The organism is Tolypothrix sp. PCC 7712 (assembly GCF_025860405.1).
Classification (GTDB): Bacteria; Cyanobacteriota; Cyanobacteriia; order Cyanobacteriales; family Nostocaceae; genus Aulosira; species Aulosira diplosiphon.
In genome coordinates this window covers 7,211,134-7,226,168 of the sequence record NZ_CP063785.1, presented here as the reverse complement: position 1 = coordinate 7,226,168, position 15,035 = coordinate 7,211,134, and the positions used below count along the sequence as shown (strand labels likewise).

Genomic DNA, 15,035 nt, shown 5'->3' with positions numbered 1-15,035 from the left:
TTTAGAAAAAGAATTGGTGTAGTCCGCACTTATAGGGCGGAGAGTTTCAACTAAGTACAATAAACATGAATCAGGAATATATTCAAAAAAAGAAATACTTATGAGAAGGATGGGAATACTGAGAAACAAACATCAGTATTAATCAAAAATCCATGACTCCTGCTCTGTTAAAAGCATATTTGAATAATCTAATCAGTAAAAACTTGCAAATTAGTACGATGATTTGGGGGGCGGCTGGTATTGGAAAGTCGAGCATCGTCAAGCAGATAGCTCAAGAGTTTGAGATTGAGTTTACAGATGTACGCCTCAGCCAACTTGCACCAACTGATTTGCGTGGTTTACCCGTTGCCGAAGATGGGATATCTAAATGGTATCCGCCAGAATTTCTCCCTCGTGGCGGTCAAGGTATTTTATTTCTCGATGAACTCAATATGGCACCGCCAGCAATGCAAGGAGTGGCTCAACAGTTGATTTTAGATAGAAAAGTCGGTTCTTATGTTTTGCCATCCGATTGGTTTGTTTGGGCTGCTGGCAATCGTAAAGAAGACCGCGCAGCTGTGTTTGATATGCCTGCACCTTTAGCAAATAGGTTTTTACATTTGGAAGTGCAAGCTGATTTTGATAGCTTTAAAGCCTATGCCTTAGAAAAAGGCATACACGAGCAAATTATCGCCTTTATTTCCTTTCGCCCCACATTGTTGCACAAAATCGATCCGCAGCAACCTGCTTGGCCTTCGCCTCGTTCTTGGGAAATGGCAAGTGCGCTACACCAAGCAGAATTAGATATTACACCAGCAGTGGGAGTGGCTACTGCAAGTGAGTTTCAAGCTTTTACCGACCTTTACAAGACTCTGCCGAATCTGAAGTTGATTTTAGCAGGTCAAGGCGATCGCATTACCTGGCCACAAGAACCAAGTACTAAATATGCCACAGCTATCGGTTTAACAGTACGTGCGGCTGACGCAAACCAAGCTTACAACGCTTTTCTGTGGCTCAGTCAAGTTGCTACTGCCGAATGGGTGCAATTGTTTGCTGTAGATTTATTTCGAGTCATGCGGAGTAAGGGAAATCTGGGTACCCTAGCTCAATTAGTCCAGAAAGATGCCAAATTACAGCAATTTCTCCAAGATTTTCAGCAATTAGTGGGTTTGTGACCAGACATAACCGATGAATAATCAAAATAGCTCCCGAATTATCAGTGCTGCGGTGCTGCGTTTGCGGATGAAGTCGCCATTTTTTGCCACCCTAGCCTTGTTTGCCCGCTTCGTTCCATCAGTGCAAATACCAACTGCTGCTACTGACGGTAAAGATATATTTTTTAATCCAGAGTATCTGCTGGCTTTACCCACTCCACAACAAGACGGACTGCTACTACATGAAGTGTTACACGCCGCCCTGCTTCATGTAACCCGTCGGGGTGTGCGGGAAGCTGAACTGTGGAATATTGCCGCAGATATAGTAGTCAACGGCATTATTAGCCAACAGGGTGTATTTGAATTGCCTCCGGGGGGATTGCGAGTACCTAAACTAGAGCATTTGAGTGTCGAAGAAATTTATGAATTGCTATTAAAAGATACTCACAAAACCGTAAAATTACTGTACCCTGATTTACTCAATGAAGCCCCTAGTGATGCCTCATCGGCGACAACTCCAGATGAGACAAACAATGTTAGCCAAAATCACGGCCTCTCCAACCCTGGAAAAGCAGATGCAAAGATAGTACCTGCTAGTAACAGCGATAGTCTCTCAGTCGCAAAAAATGCAGTGTTGGCAACCCACTGGCATAATGCTTTGCAACAAGCTGCGATCGTCGCCCGCACCACGAATCAAGGTTTACTACCAGCCGGCATAGAACGGGAATTAGGAGCATTAAGCACCGCGCAAATTGATTGGCGTAGTTACCTGTGGCGTTATCTAGTGCAGACACCTACAGACTTTGCCGGCTTCGACCGTCGCTTTATTGGGCGAAAACTGTATCTGGAAACTCTGCAAGCAGAAAATGTGGAAGTATATGTAGCTGTTGATACTAGTGGCTCAATTGACCATGAGCAATTGTCAATGTTTTTAGGTGAAGTCCAGGGAATTTTAAGTGCTTATCCTCATTTAAAATGTCAGCTTTATTACGTTGATGCTGAAGCCTATGGCCCCTACGAACTCAATCTCAATCTGACTTTACCAAAACCCCAAGGTGGGGGAGGTACATCATTTGTCCCGTTTTTTGAGAAAGTTACAGACAGTTGGGATGGGCAAACTCAAAGCGTGTGTATTTATTTAACAGATGGTTATGGTACTTTCCCGGATAAAGTGCCGGAATTGCCTGTGTTGTGGGTCGTCACTCCTGGGGGTTTAACTTTGGATGAGTTTCTCTTTGGGGAAGCAGTGCGATTATTAAATGTGCTGGTCTGTCCATGCTTGAAATACAAGTTCTCGCGGTGCATTGAAGATACGGGTAATGATAATCTCGCGTTCAGACTGAGTGGATGTGGAGTCATTTTGTTTCAACATCTTGTTTCTCCTGAAGAAGGGAACGCAGTTTATGATTCGCGATCGCGTTTATTATCCTCGGCTTGCAATTGTTGTAAATACTCGTCTAGACGATCCAAATTCTGTTCCCAGAATTGGCGATATTGCTCAATCCAATCTGCTGCATCCTTGAGCGCTTGTGCTTCTAATCGACAGGGTCGCCACTGAGCCTCTCGACCCCGTGCGATTAATCCCGCACGCTCCAGCACTTTGAGATGTTTAGAAATGGCAGGTAGGCTCATCTCAAAGGGTTGGGCTAGCTCTGTTACCGATGCTTCGCCCAAAGCAAGATGAGCCAGGATTGCTCGCCGAGTCGGATCGGCAAGGGCGGCAAAGGTGACGCTCAATTGATCAGTGGACATTGAAATTGGATGTATTTAACCGCGCAGTTAATTAACTACTAGGTTAAATGTACTAGTCCACAATGTCAACCCCTCTGAGGAATTTAAAATTCAAAATACCCTGCGGGTTTGCTGTAGTGCTTTGCAGAACCCGTATCCCTACTTGATAATCCGTTACCTCTGAACCCGTCCACCGCAGTGGCTCCCCCTTGTGAGCAGTCTTTTAAATTCAGCACTCTTCATCAGAAGTCGGCGGGAAACCAATACTGCTCGGTTAAGGATTGTCAACTCTTAATTTGGTTTGGGGAAAAGGTGAAAGGGTAAGGGTTAAAGGTTTTTTATTGTCCCTTTTCCCCTTCGCCTTTTGCCCTTAACCGACAAGTATTGGGCGGGAAACTCCATCCCCTTGTGGGTAGAGAGGGATAGCCGCCTGCCGACAAGGGGCATTGGTAACTCTTTGCTATGCCCAATGCCCTATTCCCCATGCCCAAAAACTCCATCCCCTTTTGGGTGGAGTTTTTTATTGAGAACATTAGTTCTTTCGTACCAAATCATATTTTGATACCAATTTGAAAAAAGAATGCGACAGATGGATGGATAGAACTCTTACACAGAGACTAATTCTCAATCCAAAATCCAAAATCCAAAATGGTATGATTTGGTATGAGTTTTGATACTCCCCTCGCATTCTACGCATAGAGAGTATCAAATTCTCTTTTTAGATATTGATACTTTGAGGAATCTTGGAAGGTAGCAAATACTCATAAGCTAATAATCTTTCGCTACTTTGATTACGTTGCCGAATTTGCTCCTCAATAGTTTTAAGTTCCTTCTGGAAATTTTTCAAAGCATCTTGTACTCGTGGCGAAGAGTGAAAATCAGAGTTAGTGTAATCGCCCAACTTCGTATAGTAAATAGAGCCAAGTAAATATAGTAAATTAATCTGGTCTGTAGCTCTATCTAGTGGTGGTAAACCATCTATAAAATTTTCTTGCTGATTGGGATCTGTTGGTGCGGGGATATAACGTGCTAAAGGAAATGCTGGCGGATATAGCATCAAACCACGTTGGGCAAAGTTAACAGCAGCATGTTGAGCGCTGGCAGTGAAAATAACGGTTGAAACAGCCTCAATTAAATAATTGAGCGTCTTAATTCTACCTTGAGCATCCTCACCAAAATTCTTCAAGCGGCCTCCTGTTGGAGAAACCAATTGCGAAGCCCATTTCTGTAAATCTTGATCGTTCTGCACGGAAGCATCTGTACTGTAGTAAGAGCTTAAATAACCCTTCACCCAATCATGGATAGCATTCCAAATCAACATTCCATCATCTCTGTAAGGATAAACAGGTAGTTGATTAGGATCGTTAACACCTCGACGTTCTAGAGTCTTAGGAAATGCAACTTCATTAAAGTTAAATAGGCAACTCTGTGCTCCTTTGACAGCTAGCTCGTGGTCAGAGTTAATATTACTAGCTAATAACTTATCTACAGAACCCTTTGGTGCTACTAAAGATTGATGAGCGCCATAATTGATTAATACAGTACCTTCTAGATGCGGTTTCAACAGTTTTCTGAGATTATGATCCTTAGACAAATGATTAGTTGCAACTACAAAAGGCTCAATAAATAAGTGAGTTTGACCTAAGTGGCTATAAACCTCATGGTAGTTGCTATCTGCCATTTGTAAAATGCTCTTAGCACTCATCCAGGTTCCTGTATGTAGCGGTGTAAATAGAGCCTGTTGAATCTTAATTGCAACTGGTATTAAAGAGCGAGAGGAACTACCAACTGGTGGAACTGCAAATAATCCTAAGGGTGCATAAATATATTTTTGGTCTCTGGGGTAATTCCCATTTACCATACCCTCTAATAGAGAATAGTCTGCTAAGTAAATTCGACCTTCTTGCAGCGCTATATCTAGAGAATCAGCTTTGCCAATAATTTTAGAGGTAATTTGTTGGTATTGTTCGCCAGTGATTGGTAAACGTGGATCTGCTGTTTTGATTTGCTTGAGCATGACTGGATTTGGCCCAGCCACCTGCATATAGGCAAAAACTATATCCTGTTGAAATTTTGCAGCAATCTCTGGTTTGGTTATCAGTCGAAATAGGTTATCGTAATCCTCGAGGGTATGAGAATAATTATCTCCCACAGAACCAAAGTTAACATTTGTGCCATCTTCAGCATTCTCAGTAGCCTGTATATCAGCAAGTTCTAATAACTGAGCGTTATATCTGATGATATTTTTTAGATTAGCGATCGCAATTTGTTCGCTAGAATCTAAATCGAATGAAATATTATCTGGATTTTCTTCTAGTTGTTCAGCAATCTGAACATCAATTTTTTGGAACTCTTCTTCAAATGAAAATTGAGTATTACTATCTGTTGGGTTAGCATCTTGATGATTGCGATACTCATCAAGTTGTTCATTAATTGAAAGATGCTCGTTAACTTCTTTGAGAGTTGATACTAGCTGAAAAGCAATATCATTGACATCTTCTGTAGTCTTGACTTCGTTTATCTGCTGCTCAATTGTTTCTAAAGAATTAAGTTTATCGCTTAAAAAAACGCTATCGCTGTCTACATCATCTGTACTAAAAGAGACAGTGCCGCTACTAGCTTTAGCAGTATTATTAATATTATAAACACTCATTGCCTTTAATACTAAAAGTAGCCACTCGCGGCTGGGAATTTCATCTTTTGGTAAGCGAGGCAAATTGATTAATGGCATTTGCGGCACATCTGTCATCGCCAAAGGATTTAGATAGTTGTAGTTGTATTCATACCTATCACCTTGAGTAAATATATAACGATCTACAAGCTTGTACAAAAATAAAAGCAAATCTTTTTGATTCAGCATACTTTTCCTCTTTAGCTATCAATAATGATGGATAGTTTAGCGTTGAGCGGAATTAATTTTGACAAGGATATAAGTAATTAATGAAGACTAAGTATGCAGGGATAAATATAATATGCTGTTTTCCCAGCATATAATTTTTTCTCAAGCAGACACTGGGCGTAGAGTCTTGTAAAGAGTAATACCAATTCTCCAAAATTTAGCAACAGATATAAACTCTCAAACCTTTGAGAAATCTGGCTTTCTTAATTTTGAATTTTGAATTGGTATAACCTACTTCTTACTTGAGAGAACTCGTTCGCGTAGCACGATAGCAGAAGAATAGCAATTCTAGCTTTTACAATTGCTTTGTTGTTTCTCCACTCTGCCGGAATTAAGCTACTTGATGAAGACTTATATTTAATGATGCCTGCTTACTTAGAGGATGCAATTGTTGTTTAACCTTGTCAGATGAAAATGCATTGCCTGTACTTTTATATACTCAACACAGATATTTGCCTAGGTTATTTAATGATGTCTTAACAATAACATTGCGTACATACAATCTTATAAAAATAATTAATCATTAAAAAAAATTGCAGTCAGTATGTATTAATAAGTATTGACAAAATATTTTTTGTCTTAAGAGAGGTGAATCTGAATTTATAGTTGATTTTTCTGGCAATTAGCCAAATATTTCTCTTTATTTAATTGTCAACAAGCCAAGATTATTGCGATTTACAGCTATTTTGGCAATTCATATATTCTTATTAATGGCTCTTCTTTTGTATGTTTTTATACAAAATATACAAAATTTTGTATATTTTTTTATCCTTCCGTAGTCAACAAAGCTTGTATTATCCCCATAAGTAAAGTATGGTTTAATACTAAGATTTTATGTATAAGGACTAACCTATGCCACTTGAAAAAGTACGTGGTACTTCTTTAGAGTACTATCTAATTTCTTTTGATGAGAAAGGCAACGAACGCCCAGAAAATGGCAAATTAATTAGTCAACAAATCTTGGATGTTTTATCTAGCCAGCCAATTACAGATGTTTTTTTCATGAGTCATGGATGGCAAGGTGACATTCCAGCGGCTAAAGACCAATACCAACGCTGGATTGCAGCTATGGCAGATAACCAAGCTGACATTCAAAAAATGCAACAGCTACAACCTGGGTTTAGTCCATTACTTATTGGGTTGCATTGGCCAAGTAAGCCTTGGGGAGATGAAAACTTAAACGGTCAACTTCCCTCTTTTGACACAGCAGACTCTCAACTAAATGATTTGATAGAGGATTATGCTCGTCAAGTTTCAGACACAGAAGCTAGTAGAGAAGCACTCAGAACAATTTTTAGTGCGGCTATTGAATATGACACGCCACCAGAAAGTTTACCACCAGAAGTTGCCGCAGCTTATCAGGTATTGATTCAAGAAGCATCCTCATGCAATCAAAGTGAAGATACTTCCGAATGGAATAACACCGAACCCTTAAATTTTGACCCTGAAACTGTATATCAAGCCAGCTTAGAAGAAAATACCGAAGAAGTCAGCTTTGGAATAGGCGATTCTATAGCATCAGCTTGGGATAAGTTTTTGAATGTACCCAGATTGTTATCTTTCTGGAAAATGAAAGACCTGGCGCGTAAAATCGGTCAAACTAGTGGCTTTAACTTATTGACCAAACTGCAACAAGTCGCAGACGATCGCGTCCGATTCCACCTCATGGGCCATAGCTTTGGGACTATTTTTGTATCGGCAACAGTTGCAGGTACAAAAGATCATAATAGACTTGTGCGCCCAGTTAATTCTCTAGCCTTAATTCAGGGAGCTGTATCGCTTTGGTCTTACACAGCCAAGGTTCCCTACAGAAACAATCTTGCTGGTTATTTTCACCCCATCATTAGCGATCGCAAAGTATCTGGGCCGATTATCACAACCCAATCTCGCTATGATAATGCCGTCAGGGTAGCTTATCCTGTAGCCGGAACAATGGGATTAGGAATCGGCCAAGATATCAATTTTGATGTTTCCAAACCAAACTATCCTGGTGTGGGTGGCATAGGTTTCTATGGAATTCAAGGGGAAGATTTGGATATTACGGATATCGATATGCTCAACCCCAACCAATCCTATGATTTTAAACCAGGTAAAATTTACAACTTAGAAAGCAGTAATTATATTACTGTTCCCAATCCCGATCCTTTTGTCGGCGCACACAACGCGATTGATAATCCGGCTGTAGCTCATGCTGTTTGGTCTGCTGCTCTGGTTAATTAGCAGTTACGAGTTCTGATCACCATTCTCAATCACAGTAGGGTAAACACTGCCCTCTCAATACAACACATATCTGGCACAAACATCAGGAGACAAAGAGCATGAGTGTAGAACAGCTTACAGAAGAACTATATTTCAATGGCATTGATGGCGCTTCCGGGGAATATTTGTTACCTCCTTTAACGCCGGAACAAGTTGCGAGACTTGCTCAAGGCGAAAACTTCGACCCGATAGAAGTTAGTGAACTCAAGAAAAAGGATCTGCATGTCAAAGGTCTAGAACCAGACTTTGCCCCGATAGAAGGAGTAGATCCGAAAAATCTCGCTGAAACAGGTTGGGGAGTTATTTTTGCCTATAATGCTGATCCCGCCATTAAAGAAGCGCTCAAGGAACTGCTAGAGCATCGCCAAAGACAAGCAACCAAAAATTACGACCATTATTATCAGGAATATACTGGCCCTAGAGGTTATCGTCCTGGTGAGTCAAAGAACGCATTTTTGGCGCGTCATGGAGTTGGGCCAGGCCCAGCAGATCCAGAAAAAATGCCTTATTATCTGCTGATTGTTGGCGATCCTGAAACAATTCCCTATCGCTTTCAGTACCAACTTGATGTGCAGTATGCAGTCGGTCGGATTTACTTCGATACCCCCGAAGAGTATGCCCAATATGCTCGGAGCGTTGTACAGGCTGAAAGTCCAGGGTTTTCACTTCCTCGGCGGGCTAGCTTTTTTGGGGTACAAACTAGCGGTGATGCAGCTACACAATTAAGTGCGAAGAACTTAATTCAACCTCTTGCTGAATGGATGGGAGGAGAGCAAAAAGATTGGAAAGTCGAAACTATCCTGGCACAAGAAGCCACCAAAGCCAGACTTAAGAAACTCTTAGGCGGTGAAGATACACCTGCATTGTTATTCACTGGTAGTCATGGTATGGGCTTTCCCAATGGGGATGAACGACAATTACGCCATCAAGGTGCCCTACTGTGCCAAGACTGGCCAGGCCCTATACAATGGCGTGGTAAGCCAATACCAGAAGACTTTTACTTTTCAGCAGATGATGTTGGCGCTGATGCGCGGTTGTTAGGCTTAATTGCGTTTCACTTTGCTTGTTACGGTGCGGGTACGCCCAAACTAGATGAGTTTGCCCATCAAAAAGGCTCCAATGAAAGAGCCACTATTGCGCCCCATGCATTTATTGCACCCTTACCCCGACGTTTACTTAGCCATCCCAACGGCGGTGCTTTAGCTGTAATTGGTCATGTGGAAAGAGCTTGGGGTTGTTCGTTTGTTTGGGAGAAAACAGGTAAGCAGTTAGCAGTATTTGAAAGTACTTTAAAGAGGCTGTTAGAGGGTCATCCTGTAGGGTCTGCGGTTGAGTATTTCAATGAACGCTATGCCGAGCTGTCTTCTGATTTGAGTACTGAACTTGAAGAAATCAAATTTGGCGCGACAGCCAATCCAGTCAGCTTGGCGGGAATGTGGACAGCAAACAACGATGCTCGCAGTTATGCTATTGTCGGCGATCCTGCAGTGCGTTTGGTGGTGAGCGATCGCCAAAATGCTTCCGAGCGACAAACTATAGAGTCAATAAAATTACCTGCTGCAATTGCTGCACCAAATACCTCTGATGGCACTGGTGATACATCAGCAATTAAAAAGGCACAGACAGATTTAAATCAAGCTCTAGAACAGTTTATTCAAAATGTCGATCAAGCTTCTGCAACTCGCACAGAAAAGCTGGAGGCAGCGATTTCTGGAGTAATGAGTTTATTAGAGGCTTTGAAAAAGCTGAAATAACCTATAGGGCGGGCGTGGCACAAAAACTTTCGCCCTCATCCCCTAACCCCTTCTCCTGGGGGAGAAGGGGAATTAAATCTCTTGCTCCCCTCTCCCGCCGGGAGAGGGGTTGGGGGTGAGGGTAAAAACCTTGCTACAAAGCGGGTTTCACGTTAAGTTGACACCAATGCACTGTGCCCTTACATACAATCTGCTGTATATGCATATAGCTCATCTTATATAGGTCTTTATTAGCTAAAAAACTATGAACACATTCGAGATTAACATCCAGCGCAAATCAGCAAACCACTGGCCGATTGTTGTAGAACATAGTCGCCCTGGGGAACTGCTCTCATCGCGTTCGGAAGGAATTCTCGAACTCACATCAGCAGACTTAGAAAAACTCACCAGCTTATTAGGACAGCCCAAAGACTACGGTACATTTCTCGGGAAAGCAATATTTAAAGAAGAAATCAGAGACGCTTTTGTCAGCGCTTTGCGGGACTCAGACGCAACAGTCAGGGTATTGTTATTTATTGAAGCTGAAGATAAAGAAATCCGAACCCTACGTTGGGAAAGACTCTGCGCCAACATCGATGATGGATGGCATTTATTAAGCTTAGAACAGCGCACACCATATTCACTTTATATCCCGGCGATTACAGACCGTCGATTTCCCCCCATTGGCAGGAGAGATTTACGCGCCTTAATACTAGTAGCTAGTCCACAGGAAATAGAACGGTATAAATTAGACTCATTTGATGTGGAAGCTGCAGTCTCAGGTGTGCGGCAAGCATTGGGGAAAATACCATGTGATATCTTAGCTACGGTCGATGGGGCAATTGGCAAACCAACTATTGATGAGTTGTGTAAACACTTAAGTGATAGAACAAAGCAGTATACTATGCTGCATTTTGTCAGTCATAGTCGCGTGATTCAAGATAGCGGCGAAACAGTTCTCTACTGGGCAACAGCGGAGAATAAAGTAGACCCAGTCACAGGAACGCGCTTAATTGAGAGATTGCGATCGCTCTCAGCCAGTAAAGGGCTACCACATTTTACCTTTCTTTCGACTTGCGAAAGTGCTAGCTCAGAAGCAGAAGCGGCATTGGGGGGTTTAGGGCAAAGATTAGTCCGGGATTTGGGAATGCCGGCGGTGATTGCGATGACGGAGAAAGTCACTGTCAAAACTGCTTTGGCATTAGGGGCGAAATTTTATGAGCAGTTGGGTAAATCCGGGGAAGTAGATTTAGCACTGCAAGAAGCGGCAGCATCTTTAGCCGAGCGGCAAGATATTACTGTCCCGGCTCTGTTTAGCCGCTTGGGTGGGCGACCTTTATTTAACGACCAACTTGATAGAGAACTCACTAACGCCGAAATTCAGTATGGTTTGGAGCAATTTGAGAAGTTATTATCAGAACGCGCCCCTGCACTCCGCCAAAGATTTTCAGAGCAAGCCCAGAAACTATACAGCTGTTTAGGGACAGAGATTACAGCCTTAAGCAAACAAGCCCGTTACGAACGAGAGCTAGCATTAGCAGAGATAAATACTCTCTGTGAGGAAATAGTAGACCTCAGTTTTAACGCCCTAGCTTTAGGACAAGAACCACCTGCTTATGATGCTCGTTGTCCCTTTTTGGGTTTGTATCCTTTCCGCGAGTCCAACCGCGAATTTTTCTTTGGACGAGAAAAATTAATTGCTCAATTGCAAGAAAAGCTGAGAGAGCATAACTTCTTAGCGGTGTTAGGTGCTTCTGGGAGTGGGAAATCATCAGTAGTGTTAGCTGGGCTGATTCCGGCGCTACAGGAGAAAGAACCGAATTTAGTAGTGTCATATATGACACCAAATAATAACCCGATCGCACAACTGCAAGCTACTCTTGCTGGGGTAGAAAAAGAATTACATTCCATTGTTGATAGCGAATGGGCAATAAAGCCAGAACTCGTCACTAACTCAGCAGGTAGTTATTTACCTTTAACCAGAGAGCGGAATGTCGCAGCAACTATCAAAAAAACGCCTATTTTAGTAATTGACCAGTTTGAGGAAGTATTTACTCTTTGTGCTGATGAAAATGAACGTCTAGCTTTTATTGAGCAAGTTTTAAACTTAACCCAGCAACAGAAAGTTGTGATTACCATGCGGGCAGACTTTTGGGGTGAATGCGCTCCTTACCGCGAATTAAAAGAATTGATGGAAGCGCGACAAAAGTTAATTGGGCCAATGGACAATGCTGAGTTGCGAAAAGCGATGGAAATGCAAGCCGCCAAAGTGGGTTTACGCTTTGAAGCCGGATTAAGTAACACAATTTTGGATGAAGTCAAAGACGAACCAGGGGCAATGCCATTATTACAACATGCGCTGCTGGAATTGTGGAAGCGGCGACATGGTAGATGGTTGCAAGCTTTTGAGTATGAAGCTATTGGTGGTGTAAAAATGGCGATCGCTCAGACTGCTGATGATGTTTACAATACCTTATCACCGCCAGAACAAGCGCAAGTTAAAAATATTTTCATTCGTTTAACTCGCTTAGATGACAGCGCCCTCCAGGGAGAGAAACGCAGAGATACTCGCCGACGAGTTTGGTTAGATGAATTAGTACCTGCGGGTGGTACAGTTGCAATGATTAAGGAGTTAGTCAATCGTTTAGCCGGAGAAGGCGCTAGATTGGTAGTTACCAGCGTAGACGGCTCGACAAAGCGAGAAGAAGTAGAAGTAGCCCATGAAGCCTTAATTCGCTACTGGCCGAGGTTGTTAAATTGGTTAGATGAAAACAGGACGAATTTGCAGCTAAGAGAAACGATTCGTCAGGGGGCTTTGGATTGGGAAAAGCAGGAAAAAGATGATAATTATTTAGTGCATCGTGGTGGCAGATTAGATGATGCACAGGTGTTAGCCAAGCAAGCTGGATTTCTCAATCAAGTTGAGGCTGACTATGTAAATGCTTGTATTCAATTGCGCCTGCGTCAAGAACAAGAAAAAGAAGCGCATCGCCGTCGAGAAATTAGGACAGCTTGGGGAGTAGCTGGTGGCGCAGTTGTTGCTGTGATTGTTAGTGCTAGTTTGGGGCTTTGGGCTTTTTATCAAAAGGGAGAAGCTGTAAAAGCTAAAGTTGAGTCCATGAGTCAACATTCTTTAGCACTGTTTGATTCCCATCAAGAGTTGGATGCACTGATAGAAGGGATTAAGGTTGCAAAAATCCTCAGACAACAAAACTCAAGCGAGCCTAATGGGATGCAAGCATTGCAAACAGCTGTTTATGGAATTAGGGAATACAATCGGTTGACAAGTCATCAAGATTTAGTTAATTATGTTGCCTTTAGTCCTGATGGTAAAACTATTGCTACTGCTAGTAATGACAAAACCGTAAAACTCTGGGATTTACAGGGAAAAGAGCTGGGTACTCTAGAGCATCAAGAATCTGTATATAGTGTCATCTTCAGTCACGATAGTCAAATCATTGCTAGTACTAGCGCAGATGATAAAGTAAAACTGTGGAATGTCAAAGAACAAAAACTATATTCCCCTCCTGAGATTGCAAATTCGATCAATAATGTTGCCTTTAGTCCTGATAATAAAACGATTGCTGTTATTAGTGAAGACAAGAAGGTACAACTGTGGAATGTCAAAGAACAAAAACTATATTCCCCTCCTGAGATTGCAAATTCGGTCAATAGTGTTGCCTTTAGTCCTGATAATGAAACAATTGCTGTCATTGGTGAAGACAAGAAGGTACAACTGTGGAATGTCAAAGAACAAAAACTATATTCCCTTCCTGAGATTGAAAATTCGGTCAATAAAATCACCTTCAGCCCTGACGGAAAAATCCTTGCTCTTCTGATTGAAGATAATGAACATAATCAGGTAAAACTGTGGAATGTCAAAGAACAAAAACTATATTCCCCTCCTGAGGATGAAGATTCAGTCAAGGATGTCACTTTTAGCAACAATAGTCATATCCTTGCTACTACTAGCACAGACAATACGGTAAAACTTTGGAATTTAGAAGAATTAGAAGAGTTAGAAAAACAAGAACCTATAATTCTCCGTGGGCATGAAGAGCTTGTCAATAGTGTTGCTTTCAGCCCTGATAGTAAAACTATTGCTACTGCTAGTGCCGACAAAACAGTAAAACTTTGGAATTTAGAGGGAGAAGAACTACTTACCCTCTCTGGACATGAAAATCCAGTCTATAGCGTTGCCTTTAGTCCTGATGGTAAAACTATTGCTAGTGCTAGTGCCGACTATACAGTAAAACTCTGGAATGTAGACACAAAAGAACTACATACACTCTCTGGACATAAAAATGCAGTTAGTAGCGTCGTTTTTAGTCCCAATGGTCAAACCATTGCTACTGCTAGTTGGGACAAAACCGTAAAACTCTGGAATGTAAGCACAAAAGAACTAAATACACTCTCTGGACATAATGAAGCAGTCAATAGCGTCGTTTTTAGTCCTGATGGTCAAACCATCGCTTCTGCAAGTTTAGACAATACCATAAAACTCTGGGATCTAGACGGAAAAGATAAACAGACCTTCCAGGACCAAAAAGATACGGTTAATAGTATCGCCTTCAGTCCTGATGGTAAGACTATTGCTACTGCTAGTGGAAAAATTGTCACACTCTGGAATCCAGATGGAACAGACAAAAAGACCCCCCTTGAACATAAAGATACGGTTAATAACATCGCTTTCAGTCCTGATGGTCAAACCATTGCTACTGCTAGTGGAAAAATCGTAAAACTCTGGAATCCAGATGGAAAAGACAAGCAGACCACTCTTGAACATGAAGATACAGTTAATAACATCATTTTCAGTCCTGATGGTCAAACCATTGCTACTGCTAGTGGAAAAATCGTAAAACTCTGGAATCTAAACGGAACAGAAAAGCAAAAGCCCCTGATGCATGAAAATACGGTTAATAGCATCGCTTTCAGTCGTGATGGTCAAACCATTGCTACTGCTAGTTTGGAGACAACAGTAATCTGGGACTTAAAGGGGAACAAACTACATACTCTTTCTGGGCATAGAAATTTGGTCTTGAGCCTTGCTTTCAGTCCCGATGGTAAAACTTTAGCTACCGCTAGTAAAGACAGTAGAGTTATTTTATGGAATTTAAATCAGTTAGCCGAAAATGATGTGATGGTTAGTGCTTGTGATTGGGTACAAAATTATCTCAAAAATGGCGCGGATGTAAAAGAGGATGATCAGCATCTGTGCGATGGTATCGGCAAAAATTAATCTTTGCAGTTCGCCCGTAACCACACACAGTCTACATTCCC

General features: G+C 41.8%; 7 protein-coding genes and 1 pseudogene. 5 read left to right on the top strand and 3 right to left on the bottom strand.

Annotated elements, in window-relative coordinates:
• Positions 1-152 precede the first annotated feature (152 nt).
• Together HGR01_RS29550 and HGR01_RS29545 are read left to right on the top strand one after the other, a co-directional pair.
• A complete protein-coding gene (locus tag HGR01_RS29550; RefSeq protein ID WP_045868620.1) occupies positions 153-1,154 on the top strand; it encodes an AAA family ATPase in 1,002 nt (333 codons plus the stop codon).
• Positions 1,155-1,167: 13 nt separating this feature from the next.
• Positions 1,168-2,691 (top strand): DUF2201 family putative metallopeptidase, encoded by a 1,524-nt coding sequence (locus HGR01_RS29545; protein WP_063749814.1) that lies wholly within the window; start codon positions 1,168-1,170, stop codon positions 2,689-2,691.
• A gap of 14 nt (positions 2,692-2,705) precedes the next feature.
• Here HGR01_RS29545 and HGR01_RS29540 read toward each other — a convergent pair.
• The 3 genes and pseudogenes from HGR01_RS29540 to HGR01_RS29530 form a co-directional block, all read right to left on the bottom strand.
• Positions 2,706-2,885, bottom strand: a pseudogene (locus HGR01_RS29540) (ArsR/SmtB family transcription factor); the annotation flags it as partial.
• 317 nt (positions 2,886-3,202) lie between these two features.
• The gene (locus HGR01_RS29535) at positions 3,203-3,349 is read right to left on the bottom strand and encodes a hypothetical protein (protein ID WP_155539240.1); all 147 of its coding nucleotides are present in this window, start codon (positions 3,347-3,349) and stop codon (positions 3,203-3,205) included.
• 233 nt (positions 3,350-3,582) lie between these two features.
• Positions 3,583-5,724 (bottom strand): lipoxygenase family protein, encoded by a 2,142-nt coding sequence (locus tag HGR01_RS29530; RefSeq protein WP_052335198.1) that lies wholly within the window; start codon positions 5,722-5,724, stop codon positions 3,583-3,585.
• Between the two features lie 891 nt (positions 5,725-6,615).
• On the opposite strand from HGR01_RS29530, the gene HGR01_RS29525 reads away from it, so the two are divergent.
• From HGR01_RS29525 to HGR01_RS29515, 3 genes are all read left to right on the top strand, one after another.
• Positions 6,616-7,983: a hypothetical protein gene (locus HGR01_RS29525; protein ID WP_045870554.1), complete on the top strand. Its 1,368-nt coding sequence runs from the start codon at positions 6,616-6,618 to the stop codon at positions 7,981-7,983.
• A 98-nt stretch (positions 7,984-8,081) separates the two neighbouring features.
• Complete coding sequence (locus tag HGR01_RS29520) at positions 8,082-9,776, top strand: hypothetical protein (protein ID WP_045870555.1); 1,695 nt, start codon at positions 8,082-8,084, stop codon at positions 9,774-9,776.
• A 244-nt stretch (positions 9,777-10,020) separates the two neighbouring features.
• Complete coding sequence (locus tag HGR01_RS29515) at positions 10,021-14,994, top strand: eIF2A-related protein (RefSeq protein WP_045874927.1); 4,974 nt, start codon at positions 10,021-10,023, stop codon at positions 14,992-14,994.
• Positions 14,995-15,035: the final 41 nt, after the last annotated feature.

Coding starts and splice junctions, on each gene's coding strand:
- HGR01_RS29550 (WP_045868620.1), top strand. CDS start 153: ATGACTCCTGCTCTGTTAAAAGCATATTTGAATAATCTAATCAGTAAA.
- HGR01_RS29545 (WP_063749814.1), top strand. CDS start 1,168: ATGAATAATCAAAATAGCTCCCGAATTATCAGTGCTGCGGTGCTGCGT.
- HGR01_RS29535 (WP_155539240.1), bottom strand. CDS start 3,349: ATGGGGAATAGGGCATTGGGCATAGCAAAGAGTTACCAATGCCCCTTG.
- HGR01_RS29530 (WP_052335198.1), bottom strand. CDS start 5,724: ATGCTGAATCAAAAAGATTTGCTTTTATTTTTGTACAAGCTTGTAGAT.
- HGR01_RS29525 (WP_045870554.1), top strand. CDS start 6,616: ATGCCACTTGAAAAAGTACGTGGTACTTCTTTAGAGTACTATCTAATT.
- HGR01_RS29520 (WP_045870555.1), top strand. CDS start 8,082: ATGAGTGTAGAACAGCTTACAGAAGAACTATATTTCAATGGCATTGAT.
- HGR01_RS29515 (WP_045874927.1), top strand. CDS start 10,021: ATGAACACATTCGAGATTAACATCCAGCGCAAATCAGCAAACCACTGG.